This is a genomic window from Anoxybacter fermentans (assembly GCF_003991135.1).
Classification (GTDB): Bacteria; Bacillota; Halanaerobiia; order DY22613; family DY22613; genus Anoxybacter; species Anoxybacter fermentans.
Genome location: NZ_CP016379.1, coordinates 1,667,136 through 1,681,732, shown reverse-complemented (window position 1 = coordinate 1,681,732; position 14,597 = coordinate 1,667,136). Strand labels below are relative to the sequence as shown.

Genomic DNA, 14,597 nt, shown 5'->3' with positions numbered 1-14,597 from the left:
GGAGGTTTAAAAGATGTTTTTTGGCGAGGATATATCTTTCCTAATTGCTTTTGCTGCAGGTTTTGTTTCCTTTGCTTCCCCCTGTATTTTACCTATGATCCCGGCTTATGTCAGTTACATTACAGGAACTATGAATTTGAGAGAACGGTCGTTTTTTTACACTTTAAGCCGTTCTGTAACTTTTGTTCTTGGGTTTTCCATCATTTTTATCATTATGGGGGCATCTGCCAGTTATATAGGAAGGTTATTTTATCAACATAAGATCCTTTTTTTGAGGATTAGTGGACTTTTGATAATTGTCTTCGGACTGCATATGATGGGAATTATAAAGATTCCCTTTTTATATCGTGAGGCCCGCTTTCAAGGTCCGAAAAAAACAACCAGTTTGTTTGGTTCCATTCTTTTAGGAATGGCTTTTGGTTCAGGCTGGACTCCCTGTGTTGGCCCGGTTTTATCTTCTATTTTACTCTATGCCGGGACTGCTTCTACTGTATTTAAAGGAGTATATCTCCTTACAGCTTACTCATTAGGCCTTGGAATACCGTTTATCTTAGCAGCGGTGCTGATGCATTGGTTTGGTCTAAAAATGGTCAGGTTTAACAAATATACTCCTTATATTTCAAAGATAAGTGGAGGAATTATGGTTCTTTTGGGTATTTTAATTTTCTTTGACCTTTTGGTGGTTATAACCGAGTTTTTCTATAGATTTAATCAATAATTAAACTACAAAAAGCCAATTTTAAATGACATTGAAATTTTTCTTTTAACCATTTTGGTGAGGTTAAAGGAGAAATAAGGCCTGATCACAGTATTGATAAACCAATCCATGGGTCAAAGACCCATGGATTACCCTGAAATCGAACTTTAGATGATTCGAAGAATTTCTTTTGAAGTGAAAAATTAGTTTTTTACAGTAAAATCATTAGTAATTTTTAATAAATATGTAAGGAGGAATAATGTTATGAAGTTTAAGCAATTATTTTTAGGTTTAATGGTTTTGGTATTAGTAAGTGCAGCATTATTAATTTATTCAAATAATGAGCAATGGATATTAGCAAAAGAATCAGAAACCAATATAGAGGCTGAAGAAGAACCTACTGAAAAAACATCTGAAGAAAAAGAACAGGATGAAAAAATTTATGGAATCTATCCGGGATTTTATGCTCCAGATTTTACCCTGAAAAATCTTAAAAATGAAAAGGTTTCTCTTTCTGATTTCCAGGGTAAATATGTTCTTTTGAATTTCTGGGCTATCTGGTGTCCCCCATGTCGGGCTGAAATGCCCGATTTAGATCGTTTCTATCGTGAGAATCAAGAAGAATTTGTAATTCTGGGTATAGAACTGGGAAGTAATGAAGAAAGCGTACGGGAGTTCGTTCAAAAAGGGGGATATCAGTACCCTATTGTACTGGATACCGACAAGTATATTGGAGGAAATATATATAGAGTTAGTGCTGTACCAACTACTTATATTATAAACAGAGAAGGAAGAATTCTTCATGTGATTAGAGGGGCAATTAACTATAAGATTTTGAATAAGATAAAAGAAATATTACTTTCAGAAGAATAAAAACGGGTTATAACTTTTAACCCGTTTTTATTTATTCATACTGATTGGCCCATATTTATCTTTATCATATTTGAGTAGCACTATTGTCAATTCCTCCACATGTTCCTTTTCATCATTTATAATTTTATGAAAAACTTCCCTTACCTCTTTACAGGGAATCTCAGTAATATGCTGTTCGTAGAGAATAATTGCTTCTAACTCTCCCTTTATATCGTTTCTAATGTAATTTAAAATAAGATCTTGATTATATTTTTTAGATGAACATGTAGGGTTTTTTATTTTTTTATTTATATGTATTTGCTTTTTAACTTTTTTAAACATTTCATATTGAGCTGGATCGTATTTTCTCAATAAATCTAAAAACATTCCGTAATGTCTTTTTTCATCATCCATAATATGTTGCCATATTTCATTGATCTCTTCGATATCGGAATGGGATATATGGTAAGCATAATCATTTATTGCTACCAGTTCTCCAATCATTGCCTCTCTTATTTTATTTGTGGGAAAATAAGGATATCCCTGGGGTTGCCTATCAGTTGTATAACTCATATTTTCCACCTCACAATGAATTTTAGGTTTGGTAAAATATATTCGATGAATAAATAAATTATGTAAAAAAATTACCCTAACATTTATGAAATCATTCCCAGCTTGAAAGCCAAAACGTTTTTGTTCTTAGGTTTAGTTGGTGGTTCGAGTGCTTTCAGATTTTGATAAATCTGAAGGGTTTTCTGATATTCTTTATCAAAATGATAGAGTTGAAAAATTTCCAGCCCTTCTTTTAAAAAGTTACGGGCCAATTCAATTTCATTTAGCTGCTTATAGTAAAGACCCATAACAACGTAAATCTGACCCAGAATGATTTCCGAATCGCGTTTAGAATGGATAGATGATTGACTGATCAAAAGATCAGTTGCTTCCTGACAGAGGCGCTGGGACATTCCGTGATCAATTTTCAAAAAAATTCTGGCCAGATGAACCAGAGAACTGGCCTGGTGAATCTGGTCAGAGAGCTGTTCAAAGAGGGAATAGGCATATTTTAATGCATTAACTGCCCTGCGGTACTCACCGGTTTGAGCATAAATCTGGCCCAGAGTATGTAAAGCTAGCGCAATTCCCTGACTTTCATTCAAATAGTTGAAATATCTTACTGTTTTGAGCAAGATCTTCCGGGCCATATTGAATTTTTGTTTCTGAAAAGAGCATATTCCAAGGCCTAAAAGAGCCTGGGAGGTGAGTTTATGATTTTGAAGTCTTCGGGAAATAAACAGACTTCTTAAAAAATGTTTTTGTTCTAAATTTACTGCTTGAATTTGTTGGGCTGCCAGTCCTAGAGATATATGAATTTGGGCTTTAAGTTCTTTTTCTTCAAAAGAAAGTGGTTGAATTGGTAAAATTTTTAAGGCCTGTTGATAGGTCTGGATGGCATCTTTATATAAACCCTGATGATAATAAATTTGACCGATCAATTGATAGGTTTGAGATGCTTTATGTATCTGGTCATGAGAAAGAAAGAATTCTAAAGCTTTTTCACATGTTTTCCGGGCATCACGATATTGAGCCATGGCAAAGTAGGTTTTGGCCATAAGAAGATAAATTTGGCCTTTTAATGGAGGCTGTTGATTCTCTAAATGTTCCAGTGTTTTTTTTAGTAGTTGGATAGTTTCGGTATAATCTTTATGTAAATATAGTGCTTCTGCTTTTTCATACAGTGCTTCAGCAAAATAGTTGGTTTGCATTTTTATACCTCCTTTTATAAAACAATGAATATACAAGAGTTATTCGTTATTTATGGAAAAATACCTTCATAATAAAGGAAAAAAGTAAAAAAATAGACAACGATTTTTTGTATAAAGAGAGAAATTCGGGTTGAAAATATAGCGGTAGTTGGTTATAATAAATGTGGGAGTAGATGGTTGACTGGTGTTGCCCCCGGACTTCAAATCCGGTGGGGGGCGCGGTGCGTCCCCGGTGGGTTCGATTCCCACATACTCCCGCCAAACGTTGATACAACCAGGATTATAGAGCCTTCATGGCGAAGGCTATTTTTCTTTTTGCAGGGACAAATCTAGAGGTAATTGGGGGCATTTTGGGGCAAAATAGATGGAACTAGATACAACTATTTGACACTAGATAGTCTTTAGAGGTTTTTATCCAGCTTTTTAATAGCTTCTCTTTGCATGTTGGGTAAAATATGGGAATAGGTGTCCATTGATAAGGTATGCCTTAATTTCGAATTAACTTCGGCCCCCAGCATGAGAGTGATATGAGTATGGCGTGGATCATGAAACCAAATATCTAGCCTGATTCTATTAATAAGCCTTTTAAATTTTTTCGAAAATGTCAACGGATCTATAGGAGTCTGTCATTATTGTATAATACTAAATTATGGTCAGAATAATTTTTGCTTAAGTGCAGGTGATTTTGTGCTTGTTCTAATAGTTCATCTTGCTGCATTAAGCCGTACCGAAAACAAATTTTGAGACTCTTTCAGTCGTGATGTGTCCCGGTTGGGTTCGATTTCCACATACTCCTGCCAATTAAAGAAAAACGTCCTTATTCTTTAAGGACGTTTTCTGAATTTCGACTGAAATCGAACTTTAGAAATTAACTTTTTGCAGTGAAAGAATGACTGTGGTCAGAAAGATAACTGACCACAGTAAGGTGCCTATTGAGAATCGGGTTTTAAATAGGTTAAGGCAGTACCACAGAAGAGTTCTACACCTATTGGTAATATATCTTCATCGATGGTGTATTCTGGATGGTGTACAGATTTATTTAACCCTTTCTTTTCATTCCGGGTTCCCAGGAAGAAAAAGGTTCCTGGTACTTTTTGCAGATAAAAACTGAAGTCTTCTCCACCCATGGAAGGCCGTGGTATTTCTCTAACTCTGTCGGCTCCAATTAAATCTACAGCTACTTTTCTGAAAAACTCGGTAAATTCAGGGTCATTAATGGTAACAGGATAGTAATAGTGATATTTATATTCATATTCTGCTCGTAAAGCTTTAGTGATTCCTGCAACGATTTCCTCTATGCGTTGGGGTAGTAATTCCCTTAATTTTGGATTAAAGGTACGTACTGTTCCCGATAGTTCTGCCTCTTTGGGTATGATATTAAAGGCTGAACCTGCCTGAAATGTACCAATGGAAATGACTGCAGAATCAAGAGGATCGATTTCCCGACTGATGAGGTTCTGCAAGGCAACAACCACTTCGGAGCCAATGACAACGGGATCAACAGCTTTATGGGGAACGGCTCCGTGACCGCCTACTCCGATGATTTTGATATCAAAACGATCTGCAGCAGCCATAATGGGACCTTTACTAATTCCAATAGAACCGCTTGGAATTTCAGGCCAGATATGAAGGCCAATAATCGCATCAACCGATGGATTTTCAAGAATTCCTTCTTCGATCATCTTTTCTGCTCCTCCTGGCCCCTCTTCTGCTGGTTGGAAGATAAATTTTACATTACCTGCAATCTGATCTTTAAGGGCAGAGAGGACTCTAGCAGTTCCCAGGGCGATGGCGATATGGCCATCATGCCCACAGGCATGCATTATGCCAGAATGTTCGGAAGCAAACTCTAATCCAGTCTGTTCAACGATAGGTAAAGCGTCAATATCAGATCTGATTCCTAAAGTTTTTCCTGGACGTGAGCCTTTCAGTAAGCCAACTACGCCGGTTTTAGCTATACCTTTCTGGACTTCTAATCCCCATTTTTCTAAAAGTTGGGCAATTTTTTCAGATGTCTTCACTTCCTGAAATCCTAGTTCAGGAAAACGATGAAAATACCTCCTAATCTGAATTAATTCGTCAAAGATTTTATTGATTTCCTGTCGAATTCTTTCTTTCATATATGAACACCTCGATCTTTAAATTCTAATCAACAGGAACCTGAGATTCTATGACAAATTTCATGACATGTTCTTCATTATGTGGACTGGTCAGTAAGCTTACTATAATTAGAACGATTGTATTTGCTAAAAGACCCCAGATACCTGCATGAATTTCAAATGGGGGAGTAGTAACGGCAGAAAAATAGAAGTTGACAATTACACCGGTGATAAGGCCTAGAATTGCACCCTGTTTTGTTGCTCTGGGCCAGAAGAAGGTTGCTGCAACCAATGGGAAGAATTGAACAATCGAACCGTAAGCTCCTAAAAGAAGTGCTACTAAAGATTTGGCACCAAATACGGCGATATAATAAGCTACACTACAGAAGACGATTACCGCAATTCTTGTAACAACAACTGCCTGACGGTCTGTTAAATTTCTGTTAATTACTTTTTTATGGAAGTCCAGTGTATAGACAGAAGCGGCACCGTGGGTAATGGTATCGGATGAAGACATAGCTGCTGCCAGAGTAGCTGCTGCTACAAGTCCCATGATTACAGGAGGAAGGCCAAGTTTGGTTAACATTATAGGGAGAATTTGGTCGGCTGTCTGAAGGCTTTCTTTAGAAACTACACCGATTCCGGCAAATCCAATGAAAAGAACTGGAACCATAAAGATAGCAAAAGTTGGATATAAAGTAATGGTTTGTTTCAATGTTTTTTCGGATTTGGTGGTATATGCTTTCATAAATAAATGTGGCCACATGGTAAATCCAAGTACAGAGACCAATATAGCAGAGGAGAAAGCGGCCCAGGACATCTGCGGTTTCCCCACCAATAAATGGGTAGGATTTGATTCAATGATTTTTTTGAACATTGGAGCTATACCACCGTGAAATTTAAACGGAAGCCAAAGACCCAAAGTCCATGCCATAATCATCATAAATAGCCCCTGTAACACGTTGGTCCAGGCTACACCTCTAACTCCACTGGTCAATACATAAACTAATACAACACCGTAAGCGATCAATGCACCTAACCAGAATGGAATAAGTCCATCAGTTGTTACGTTAAGTACATAAGCCATACCTTTGAGTTGGAGTGCAATATATTGGATAAAGGCGAGGATACTGACAATTGCCATGAGAGCAGAAAGAGTTTTAGATTCAAATCGATCGGAGATTAATTCGGCCTGAGTTACATAATTATAGCGATGGCCCATTCGATAGGCACGTGGACCCCAGATTAACCAGGGAACTAGTCCCATTGCACAATAGGCCAGAATGTAAAAAGAAGCTGCACCTTTTGAATATGCCCAACCGGGTCCACCGAGAAAGGCGAAGGCGCTGAATATGGCACCGCCCATTAAGAAATACATAACAAAGAGATTTAAACTTCTGCTGGCAGCCACATACTCTTCAATACTATTTTCTTTATTAAGTCCTGCACGGATGCCCATAAATAGCACAATGACTAAATATAAAAAGACGATAAACAGGACCATCTAATTTCACCTCCGATATTCTTGGTTAAATTTGATAAGAAGGCCTATGAAGATAATTACAATCCAGAGTACAACCCAGAACATGCTAAAGGGCATACCCAATACGAAGGGATAAAGTCTGTTACCAATCAGATAGATGGGCCATATTTGAGCCAACAGGCAAATCAGGAAATAGCAGAACCAGAATATACCTCGTTTTTTTGTTTCGGGAGTAATGTCTTTTTTGAAGATAAGTAAATTGGTAGTTATTCTTTTTTCTGGTTGCAACATGATTATTTCACCTCCTTTTTTAAATTTTTAAATTTATTAATTTATAAAAGGTTCTTAAAATTATATATATGATTAAACTCCCTCCACACAGGATGTGATGAGCTAATCAAGGGTCAGGAGGGTTTATTGATTAGTGTGTCTTATTTCGACTAAAATCTGACTTTAGATGGTTTGAAAAATTTCTTTTGAAACGAAAAATTTGCTTTTTGCAGTAAAATTATAATTTTATTTTATCGATAAAATATTTAAATGTATTTATTTATAGCATCAGATATTATGAAATATTCGATAATAATTATAATAATTTCTTTTCTTTTTCATATTCTTTATTCATTATCAAATTCCTTCCTTAAAAAAGATAATTTAAAGAAAAAATTATCACAGATGTAAAGAAGGTATAGAAGAGGAATAGGAAGATAAACATAACTAATTTAATGATAATACTGCAAAAAGCTAATTTTGAGCGATATAGAAATTTTTCGTTAAACCATCTTAGCGAGATTGAAGTCGAACTTTAGATGAATTGAAAAATTTTTTCTGAAGCGAAAAATTAGCTTTTTACAAGAAGTAAAGATAAAGATATGGCTTTTTTTGAGGATATTGATTGCAAGATAAAATTCATGCGCAATAAAAACAAAAAGTTGCATAAAAAGTTTCTTAAAATTTAATAAAACAAGCAGGAATATTACATGAAACATCGTATATATATTTATAGCCCAGGATAGTTTGCCAGTGTTTTATTATTATAGCATATAGAAAGGACTAAAAAATTCACAAAATTCATACAGACTACCATATATTACTAGTTAGAAAGTAGGTGAAATTGATGGGGGTTACTATTTATGATATCGCAAAAAGAGCTAATGTTTCCCCTTCTACTGTTTCCAGAGTATTTAATCAAAAAGGAAGAATTGCTCCAGAAACTAGAGATAAGGTATTGGCTATAGCCAGGGAGTTGGGATACCAACCTCGTGAGTATAAAAGTAAGAATAAAAATTCAAAGACAAAGAGTATAGGAATTATTTTCAGTAACCGGTTATTAAATAATTTGACGGGAGATCCCTTTTATGGTCAAGTTATGGAGGGAGTTGAGCAAAGTTTAAGGGAACATAATTATCAATTGTTTTTTAAAACTATTACTGGGAAGTTAGAACAGGATTTAGAAATTATTGATGATTTAATTAATGTAGAAGAGCATGTCGGACTTATTCTAACTGGATATGAAATTGATCGTAAGATCATTATGAAGATTAAAGAGAGCAACTTTCCCCTGGTTTTAGTGGATAATGATCTCTGGGATGAGAATATTGACTGTATTGTTAATGATAATATTGCCGGTGCCAGGAAAATTGTCAGTCATCTGATTCAGTTGGGACATAAGAGGATTGCTTTTATAGGAGGTCCCCTGACCCATATTTCTTTAGATGAGAGATATATGGGATATAAGCAGGCTTTAAAAGAAGCAGATATAGAAAAGGATCCCAATTTGATTGTCTTCTGTGAACCTACATTTAATCCTGAGGATGGTTACCGGGCTGCAATGGCAATTTTAAACCAGAAAGAAAATAGGCCAACTGCTTTTTTTGCTGCCAATGATATGCTTGCAATTGGAGTTATGAAGGCGATTAAGGAGATGGGTTATTCCATTCCAGAAGATATTTCTATTGCTGGTTTTGATGATATCCAGATGGCCCAGCATACAATGCCGGCTTTAACTACTGTAAGAATTTTTAAGCATGAAATGGGATTTTTGGCAGGTAAGCGATTGATTGAATTGATTAATGGAGTCTTTACTAAGCCAATTAAAGTTGTAGTGTCGGTTGAACCGGTTATCCGGGAATCGACAGGTCCAATTGTATCCAGTTAATATAATCAGGCTATAATTTATAACAAAAAGAGGTGGTATTAATGATAAAATTAACCAGACTTACAAATGAACCTATTTTGCGTCCTGTAAAAGAACACATATGGGAAAAAGAGGCGGTTTTTAATGCAGCGGTTTTATATGAAAATGGCTTATTTCATCTTTTCTATCGCGCTTCTGATCAACCATTTTATCTGGATAGCGAGAAACCCCTTCAAGAAAAAAAATTTACTTCTTCAATAGGCTATGCGGTAAGTAAAGATGGAATCCATTTTAATCGTTTAACCGAACCGGTATATACCGGTGAAGGTGAACAGGAGGATTGGGGGGTAGAGGATCCCCGGATAACCAGACTTGGTGATACATATTATATGCTCTATACTGGTTTTGGTGGTAGGGATTGGAATGATTTCAGAATTTGTATGGCTACTTCTAAGAATTTAATAGATTGGAAGCGTAAAGGGGTAGTATTGGATGAGCCAAATAAGGATGCAGCATTATTTCCAGAAAAAATTGGGGGTAAATATGTATTATTACACCGTAGGCTGCCCGATATTTGGGTTGGATTTTCCGAAAACTTAAAAGAGTGGGAAAATCATCAAATTATAATGTCCCCGATTCCGGAAAGTTGGGAATCAAAGAAAATTGGGATTGCTGGTCCTCCCATAAAAATCGATGAAGGATGGCTTTTAATCTATCATGGGGTTGATGATAATAATGTTTATCGTCTTGGCCTGGCTATTTTGGATTTAAATGATCCGACAAAGGTTTTATATCGGCAGGCTGAACCGATTCTGGAACCTGAATTAGATTGGGAGATTAATGGTCTGGTACCAAATGTAGTTTTTAGTTGTGGAGCGGTAGATTTAGGAGATAAAATTTATGTCTATTATGGTGGAGCGGATACAGTGATTGGTGTAGCCAGTTTAGATAAAAATGATTTAAAAAAAGAATTAAATGAGATGAAAATAGGTAGAGGGAGGTGAAAAAAAGCTGACCTATAAATATTAACAATTTTAATTAGGGGGGCGAAAACTAATGAGGAGAAAAAGTTTTTTTGCACTTTCTGTTTTATTAATACTATTAATTATTACTTGTATTAGTTATGCTGAGGAGCAGACTGTAACAGTTTCAGTATCCGGTATGAATGTACCTGTGGAAATGACCATTAAGAATTTAAAACAGCGGATTGGTGTTAACTTTGGTGCAAATTGGGATAGTATCAGGGTTTACGATTCTAAAGATAAAGAATTACCTTATCAAATTGATGATCTGGATTTGAATGGAATCTTATCCGGTGATGATGAGTTGGTTTTTGTAGCTCCAAAACCCGGTGAGTATAAGATTGTTGTATCTGATGATCCCTTTGCCAGTAAACCGGAATATAAAGGTAATCTCTTTGTTGTTGAAAAAGCAGAGAATGGAGGTTATGAAGTAGCAACCAGTGATAAGAAAACTGTTTTCTCTGTTCGTTCTAACGGCATTGTTGATATAAAAGGTTTTGATGGATACAACAAAGTTATTGCAGCTGAACTTGGTCTGGCCAGGACCGGTGGTTTTAACAAAAGTACCTGGTGGGCTGATAAGAACCTTGGTCCATATAATGAAGTAGTTTCCTATGCTTTTAGAGTCAAGAATATGGAAATCTTTAGTGATGGCCCGGTTCGCTTAACTATTGTCGCTCAAATGGCTTCTGAAATGTTTCCCGGGCTGGAACAGACTTTGTACACAAAAATTTATCCGAATGGTGAAGTAAAAATCGATAATGTGTTTGAGTTTAGGGGTTATGCTGATATGGCCAAAGTACAAAGTCAGATGACTCATCCATTGGTAGAAGAGGAAGATACTGTTCATATTCTTCCTGTCTTTAGGAGAATGGGTTGGGCAGATGCCAAACAATACACTCCGGAAGAATACTGGAAGGAACGAGGGGCAGTTCAAACTGTCGATGGAACTCCTTATATTATTTTTCCGGCAACTGATAAAATGAAACCTCTCTTCTGGGGTGCTACCTACATCTTTGCCAGTGTTGAAAAATGGCGTGCTAACTATTCTCCATCAGCGGGAATTGGTATTGGTGAGATCAATCTGGATATACCGGAAATCCCATCTGATTTACAAAAATTTGTAGAAGGTAGGACCTGGGTTTATGAAAGTAGTGAATTTAGAACCGGGCAATTCCAGTGGATTGCTGGCGAATTCAATGCTTTCCCCGGTACAGCTGATCTCAAGACCAGAATTGAAGATACAGTAGTTCACTATATACCTGGCGACAGAGAAGTATTTAGTTTCTACTATATTCCATTCCGCGCTAAAAATGAGGCTGATGCCATTCGTTTCTTAAATACGAGAAGAGCAGATTTGACCGGGATAATTTTTAAGTAATTGATTTTTCGCAGGGCAATAGCAATATTGCCCTGCTATCAAATTTAGAAGGAGGTTAGATAGATGCATAAAAAAATAATAGGCCTGATCATTTTTTTGGTTTTACTACTTAATCTCTGTTCTTTAACAGTTGCTGCCAAAAAACCAGTAACTATTACTTTTGCAACTTGGTCCGGTGTTGAGGAAGGAAAGGAATTACAGCAAATTGTTGACAAAATAAATGCCAGACATAAGGATTTCCAGATCAAAACTATTCATATTCCTGGTGATTATTATACCAAATTACAGGTTATGATTGCCGGTGGTACACCACCAGATATCTTTTATCTCTCTCAGGAATTTGTTCCCGATTATGCTTCCAAATGGGTTTTGATGAATTTAACTCCGATTCTTAAAAAAGATCCTGAAATTGACCTGGATGATTATTATTCAGCAGCTTTAGAAACCAGCCGATATCAAGGTCAATTATATGGTTTACCCTGGATCTATCAGCCTTTTATTCTCTATTATAATAAAGATCTTTTTGATAAATTCAATGTACCATATCCAAAAAGCTGTATGAGCTGGGAACAGTTTGTGGACTTAGCTCAGAAAATGACTAAAGATGTGGATAATGATGGCCGGATAGATTATTATGGTTTTGTTCAACAGGGCACACCTGAACTTTGGATCTGGCAAAATGGTGGTCATATTATTAGTTCGGATCGTCAAACTGCCCTTCTGGACCAACCAGAGGCTCTGGGTGGTGTGAAATTTTTCCATGATATTATTCACAAATATAAGATCACCCCATCTATGGCAACTATCTCGGAACAAGGTTTTGCAGATCTTTTTAAAACCGGTAAAGTAGCAATGTTCATTGGGGGTGCTGCAGATGGTTTCTATGATCTTAATTTCAATGTGGGTGCAGTTGAAGTACCGCAGGGAAAAGTAAAAGCTACTTTTAGTTGGACTGCTTCATTGGTAATTAGCTCCAGTACCAAGCACAAGAAACTGGCCTATCAGGCATGGAAAGAGTTATTGGATGGTATCCAACACTGGAAGATAGCTCCACCAAGAAAATCTCTTATGGCGAAGTTAAAAGAGATTGAACCTCGATTAACACCTGATCGGGAAGAAGCAATTAGAAATTCTATGGCATATGCCCGCGGTTTTACTAATGTTGTTGGACAAAGTCAGATTAGTCGGATTTTGTGGGAAGAGATGTCGCAGCCAATCTGGTTGGGTAAAAAGACTCCTGAAGAGGCTGTAAAAATCGCTGCCAGAAAAATCAATGAAGTCTTAAAAGAGAATCAGGAGTAAAGGAGGAACATTATGGACATAGTTTATGTCATAATAGCTGTTATTATCGTTTTGGCAGCGATGTTGACACCGGGATTTATTGATAAAGTTCTGGCAGAAGAGCCATCTTTGGTTAACCTTTCTCATCTAAATTATTTGAATGAGAGAGTTACCATTGAAGGCATTGAGATGGCAATTACTCACATTTATGCAGATGCTCCAGATTATAAATGGACTGATGCAAAAGGGGAAGGAGTAGCCTGTCTGGATGATACTGCCAGAGCAGCAGTGGTTTATCTAAAACATTATGAAAAGTATCAGGATCAGCACAGTTTAAAGATGGCCAGATTAACTCTGGAATTTGTCCTGTATATGCAGGCTCCGGATGGAGAGTTTTATAATTTTGTAAATAAAGATTTAAGTATTAATAAAGATGGGCCTACCAGTTTTAAGACTTACTCCTGGTGGGCAGCCAGGGCTGTTTGGGCATTGGGTTATGGCTATAAAGTATTTCACAAGTTAGATCCACAATTTGCAACCCGGTTAGAGCAGGCATTAAAATTGGCTATTAAAGCTGCTGATTTTTATCGGGGTAAATATAATACTTATATAAATCTTCACGGTTATAAAATTCCCAATTGGTTAATTAGAGGGGAAGCAGATATCTCGGCAATAACTTTACTGGGACTGACACGGTATTATGAGGTCAAATCTGACCCTGCCATTAAAGAAATGATATATCAACTGGCCGAGGGAATAGCTAAAGTTCAGTATGGAAGCATTAATACTTACCCCTTTGGAAGGCATTCAAGTCGTTGTAATTCCTTGTCTGAATGGCATGGTTGGGGTAGTAGGCAGACACAAGCTCTGGCATTGGCCGGGAGGGTGCTCAATAATGATGACTGGATTCAATCTGCCAGATTAGAAGCTGAAGGTTGGTTTAGCCAACTTATTATGGATGGGTTTCTTTACGAATCAACTCCTGCTCCGGTTCGTTATGAACAGATCGCCTATGCTGTTAATGTAGTGGTTCAGGGTTATATTGAACTTTATAATGCTACTGGTGAGGAGAAATATGCACAATTGGCAGGACTGGCTGCTACGTGGTATCTGGGTAACAATCCGGTTAAGGTACAAATGTATGACCCTGCTACCGGTAGATGTTATGATGGTATTGATAGTCCAGAGACATATAATGCCAATTCAGGTGCTGAGTCAACAATAGAAGCACTTTTGAGCATTATTGAAGTAGAGAATAACCCGATTGCCCGGGAGTATTTACAGTATACTCAAAAGGTTGTAAGTGAGCTTTCCATTTATATTGAAGGTGAATTGGGTATAGCAGAAAAAGGTCAGCCACGGGTTAGATACGGAAATTCAGGTGGAGGGCAGGGTAAATTTAGTGGTAATCAATTTATAGCTCTGGGTGATGGGGATGAGGTTAAATATAATTTATATTTTAAAAATGATCAAAAATATCTAATATATCTGATCTATGAAAAACAGGCTGTTGCAAAAGGCGAGATTGAAGTAGAAATCTATATTGATGGTGAGTTAATTGGCGCCATTGATCAAGGAAGTTCGCCAGATAGTAATTATCTCTGGATGTCAGGACTGAAAAAGTCAGTCAGTTTGACACGGGGAAACCATGTTCTTTCTCTGATTGGTAATACTGATAAAAGTTTTCAAAATGCCAAAATAGATCAAATTGTTTTACAACCAGTTGTTGAAACTGTAACTTTGAAGAATAAGTATGGACAAAGAATCCAGATCTGTAAAGATTTCGAACAAGAAAAATTGGAGATTTATTCTCTGCAGAAGTAATTAGAATAGGGACTCATTTTCAACAGAAAGTGAGTCCCTAATAATTCAGGGAGGTTAT

12 protein-coding genes and 1 tRNA gene are annotated in these 14,597 nt (G+C 36.7%); 8 read left to right on the top strand and 5 right to left on the bottom strand.

Features of this window, described 5'->3' with window-relative positions; genetic code table 11:
- Positions 1–13: 13 nt before the first annotated feature.
- Positions 14–718, top strand: a complete 705-nt coding sequence (locus BBF96_RS07670; protein ID WP_127016590.1) for a cytochrome c biogenesis CcdA family protein — start codon at positions 14–16, stop codon at positions 716–718.
- 243 nt (positions 719–961) lie between these two features.
- Entirely contained in the window at positions 962–1,570 is a 609-nt protein-coding gene (locus tag BBF96_RS07665; RefSeq protein ID WP_127016589.1) for a TlpA family protein disulfide reductase, read from the top strand.
- 27 nt (positions 1,571–1,597) lie between these two features.
- On the opposite strand, the gene BBF96_RS07660 is transcribed toward BBF96_RS07665, so the two are convergent.
- Together BBF96_RS07660 and BBF96_RS07655 are read right to left on the bottom strand one after the other, a co-directional pair.
- The gene (locus BBF96_RS07660; RefSeq protein WP_127018220.1) at positions 1,598–2,122 is read right to left on the bottom strand and encodes a ferritin family protein; all 525 of its coding nucleotides are present in this window, start codon (positions 2,120–2,122) and stop codon (positions 1,598–1,600) included.
- 83 nt (positions 2,123–2,205) lie between these two features.
- Entirely contained in the window at positions 2,206–3,312 is a 1,107-nt protein-coding gene (locus BBF96_RS07655; RefSeq protein WP_127016588.1) for a tetratricopeptide repeat protein, read from the bottom strand.
- Positions 3,313–3,477: 165 nt separating this feature from the next.
- Here BBF96_RS07655 and BBF96_RS07650 point away from each other — a divergent pair.
- Positions 3,478–3,573: transfer RNA gene (locus tag BBF96_RS07650), tRNA-Sec, on the top strand.
- Between the two features lie 668 nt (positions 3,574–4,241).
- Here BBF96_RS07650 and BBF96_RS07645 read toward each other — a convergent pair.
- Genes BBF96_RS07645 through BBF96_RS07635 form a run of 3 tightly spaced genes read right to left on the bottom strand, consistent with a single transcriptional unit; the run spans position 4,242 to position 7,185 of the window.
- On the bottom strand, positions 4,242–5,432 hold the full coding sequence (locus tag BBF96_RS07645; RefSeq protein ID WP_127016587.1) for a M20 metallopeptidase family protein: 1,191 nt from the start codon (positions 5,430–5,432) through the stop codon (positions 4,242–4,244).
- 25 nt (positions 5,433–5,457) lie between these two features.
- Positions 5,458–6,915 carry a sodium:solute symporter family protein gene (locus BBF96_RS07640; RefSeq protein ID WP_127016586.1) on the bottom strand — a complete coding sequence of 486 codons (1,458 nt, stop codon included), beginning with the start codon at positions 6,913–6,915 and terminating at the stop codon, positions 5,458–5,460.
- Between the two features lie 6 nt (positions 6,916–6,921).
- Positions 6,922–7,185 (bottom strand): hypothetical protein, encoded by a 264-nt coding sequence (locus BBF96_RS07635; protein WP_205665746.1) that lies wholly within the window; start codon positions 7,183–7,185, stop codon positions 6,922–6,924.
- Between the two features lie 826 nt (positions 7,186–8,011).
- On the opposite strand from BBF96_RS07635, the gene BBF96_RS07630 reads away from it, so the two are divergent.
- The 5 genes from BBF96_RS07630 to BBF96_RS07610 all read left to right on the top strand — a co-directional run bounded on the left by BBF96_RS07630 (position 8,012) and on the right by BBF96_RS07610 (position 14,539).
- Positions 8,012–9,052: a LacI family DNA-binding transcriptional regulator gene (locus tag BBF96_RS07630; protein ID WP_127016585.1), complete on the top strand. Its 1,041-nt coding sequence runs from the start codon at positions 8,012–8,014 to the stop codon at positions 9,050–9,052.
- A 41-nt stretch (positions 9,053–9,093) separates the two neighbouring features.
- Positions 9,094–10,035 (top strand): beta-1,2-mannobiose phosphorylase, encoded by a 942-nt coding sequence (locus BBF96_RS07625; RefSeq protein ID WP_127016584.1) that lies wholly within the window; start codon positions 9,094–9,096, stop codon positions 10,033–10,035.
- 52 nt (positions 10,036–10,087) lie between these two features.
- Positions 10,088–11,434: a hypothetical protein gene (locus BBF96_RS07620; protein ID WP_127016583.1), complete on the top strand. Its 1,347-nt coding sequence runs from the start codon at positions 10,088–10,090 to the stop codon at positions 11,432–11,434.
- 63 nt (positions 11,435–11,497) lie between these two features.
- Complete coding sequence (locus BBF96_RS07615; protein ID WP_127016582.1) at positions 11,498–12,736, top strand: ABC transporter substrate-binding protein; 1,239 nt, start codon at positions 11,498–11,500, stop codon at positions 12,734–12,736.
- A 12-nt stretch (positions 12,737–12,748) separates the two neighbouring features.
- Positions 12,749–14,539, top strand: a complete 1,791-nt coding sequence (locus tag BBF96_RS07610; RefSeq protein WP_127016581.1) for a hypothetical protein — start codon at positions 12,749–12,751, stop codon at positions 14,537–14,539.
- Positions 14,540–14,597 lie beyond the last annotated feature (58 nt).